General features: G+C 75.5%; 2 protein-coding genes. One reads left to right on the top strand and one right to left on the bottom strand.

The genetic code is table 11. The features are described 5' to 3' along the window. Window positions 1-591: maleylpyruvate isomerase family mycothiol-dependent enzyme (locus VR44_RS18435; protein ID WP_045948626.1), on the bottom strand; the 591-nt coding region annotated here is incomplete at its 3' end. A gap of 457 nt (window positions 592-1,048) precedes the next feature. On the opposite strand from VR44_RS18435, the gene VR44_RS18430 reads away from it, so the two are divergent. Continuing rightward, entirely contained in the window at window positions 1,049-2,665 is a 1,617-nt protein-coding gene (locus VR44_RS18430) for a CocE/NonD family hydrolase (protein WP_045948625.1), read from the top strand. Window positions 2,666-2,881: the final 216 nt, after the last annotated feature.

Here is a 2,881-nt window from a genome sequence, read left to right as displayed (position 1 = left end):
AGATGTGTATAAGAGACAGACCCGGAACTCCCCGGCCGGCGCCGCCAGTCCACGGACGGCGTACGCGTAGTCCCGCGCCCGCACCCCGATCCGCGCGACGTGCCGCAGCCGGGCGGTCGGGACCCGGCGCACGCCGAGCGTGTCGGCGACGTCCTGGCCGTGCGCCCAGGTCTCCATCAGCCGGGCGCTCGCCATGGACGCGGCCTTCATCGGCGGCCCGTACCAGGGGAAACGGGCGTCGGGCGAAGCGGCGGCCAGGGCCCGGTCCAGCTCCCGCCGCCCGGCCCGCCACCGCGCCAGCAGCTCGGCGGGCGCCAGCCGGGCCCCTTCCTCCGCGCCCTCGTCGACGAAGGAATCCGGCGCCTCGAGGGCCGCCTCCACCTCCCGCGCGAACCCCTCGGCGTCGGTGAGCGCGAGCAGCGCGGCCCGGTCGGTCCAGTGCAGGTGCGCGATCTGATGGGCGACGCTCCACCCCTCGGCGGGCGTCGGCCGCGCCCACTCGGAGCCCGCCAACCCCCCTACGAGGGAGTCGAGTTCACGGCCCTCCTCCCGCAGATCGGCGAAGACGGCGACGACGGACGGCTCGGGCACGGCGTGCTCCCCTCTCGGCGTGAGGGGAAGCCTGGCAGCCGCCCGGGAAACAATCAAGCACGCTTGCATGATTTTCATTCGATCCCGCCGGATTCCCGCCACCCGCCAACCAGGCGCCCGTGCACGGGACTTGGAACCACCAGCCCCTTTCCCGAGGCCCAAGGGCCCCGCGCCGCCCACACCCCCGGGCGATTCCGGCCGTACGCCACAGGCCCCCGAGCACGCCCCGCGCACCACCCCGATACTGAGTGCTCCGCTCCCACCGCCGGAGCACGAGGAGCGCACCCCGTCAGCGCACCACCCCCCGCGTCCCCCCGCATCCGAACACGTCCGTGCCACGCGACGCCGAGGCGACCAGCCGACCGGACAACGAGCCGACGAGGCAACCGGCCGACGAGCCGACGGACCGACGAGGCAACCGGACAACGAGCCGACGAGACGACGAGGATGATCCGACGTGCACCCAGCTGCCCCCTCCCTCTACCCCGAACTCGACGCCACCGCCCTCACCGCCTTCGCCACCGCCCTCGAAAGCGGTGAGTCCACCGGTCTGCCGCCCGCACGCGCGGCCGAGGTCCAGGCCGTGCGGGCCGCCGTCGTCTTCAGCCGGGGCAAGGTCACCGGCGCCGACGGCGACCTCCTCGAAGCCGCGCTCTGGCGCCACACCGGGGCCGGACCCCGGCCGGCGGTCGTGATGCCCGCACCCTGGACCGACCTCGGCTGGCTCGCGTACGCCGTCCAGGCCTCCCGGTTCGCGGTGCGCGGCTACGACGTCCTCGCCTACAGCCCGCGCGGGTTCGCCGCCTCCGAGGGCCACGCCGACTTCGCCGGACCGCTCGACGTCACCGACGGCCGCCACGCCCTGGACCACCTCCTGGAGCGCGCCGCCGGACCCGTCACCCGGATCGGCTTCCTCGGCGTCTCGTACGGCGCGGGCATCGCCCAGCTCGTCGCCGCGCACGACGCCCGGGTGGACGCGGTGGCGGCGCTCAGCGGCTGGGGCGACCTCGGGGAGGTGCTCCGGGAGAACTCCACCCGCCGCACCGCCGCCGTCCACACCCTGCTCACCGCCGCCCCACGGGCCCGGCTGGGCCGGCCGGCGCAGCGCGCCCTGGAGAACCTCCTCGCCGACCGGGACGTACACGAGAGCCTGGCCTGGGCGGAGCAGCGCTCACCGTTCACGCACCTCAAGGAGCTGGGGCGGCGCCAGGTCGCGGTCTTCTACGCCCACGCCTGGCACGAGACCCTCTTCCCGGCCGGCCAGCTGCTGCGGACGTTCCAGGAGCTCACCGGCCCCAAGCGCGTCGACCTCTCCATCGGCGACCACGGCGGCCCCGAGGCGGCCGGCCTGCCCGGCCTGCCGAACCGGATCTGGGCGGACGCCCAGCGCTGGTTCGACCACCACCTCGCGGGGGCGGGCAACGGCATCGACGGGGAGGGCGAGGTCCTCTCCGAGGTCATGTGGAGCCGCGCCCTCGAACCCTCCCCCACCTGGCCCCTCCCCACCCGCCACATCCGCCGCCTGCACCTCACCGGCACCGGCGAACTCGCCGACCGGCCCGACCCCGGCTGGGCGGCGGGCGTGCTGTGCGGGGTCGAAACGCCGGTGGCCGTCGCCGACGCGGTCGCCCGCTCCGGGTACGCCGAACTGGAGGGCCGGCCACGGCTCTACCCGGACGCCGCCGCGATGGACCGTACGGCCACCGCCGTGTGGACCGCCGCCCCGGCGCCCGACACCACCCGCCTGCGCGGCACCCCGCGCCTGCGCGTCACCTACCGGGCCGCCAACTCCGGCTCCACCTTCGTCGCGTACCTCCTGGACCTCGCCCCCGACGGCTCGGCCCGCCTGATCACCCACGCCCCGTTCAGCGACCTGGACGCCCCGCCGGACAGCCTGATCAACGCGGACATCGACCTCCAGCCCACCGCGTACGACCTCCCGCCGGGCCACCGCCCGATGCTGGCCCTGACGCCCCGCGACCCCCTCTACTCGGACGCCAACCTGCCCCGCGCCACCCTGTCCTTCACCTCCCCGGAGCCGACGCCTTCGTACGTGGAGCTCCCGCTGGGGTGAGCATTTTTCTTTTACGTCGGCACGGGGGGCGGGACTTTTCCCCCCGCGAGGGGCCGGGGGCAGCCCGGTGGCTGCCCACCCGCCGACCGGAGTCCCGGGCGGAGGAACCCGACCCAGTGCGGCGGCCCCCACCGCCGGCACCACCCACCACCGCCCCCCCGGCACCGAACGGCCGGGCGGGGCCGGGCTCGTCGGGACCACACTCAGCGGTCTCAG

The sequence above is a fragment of the Streptomyces katrae genome (assembly GCF_000966975.1).
GTDB classification, from domain to species: Bacteria; Actinomycetota; Actinomycetes; order Streptomycetales; family Streptomycetaceae; genus Streptomyces; species Streptomyces katrae.
This window is presented reverse-complemented; position numbering and strand designations above follow the sequence as displayed.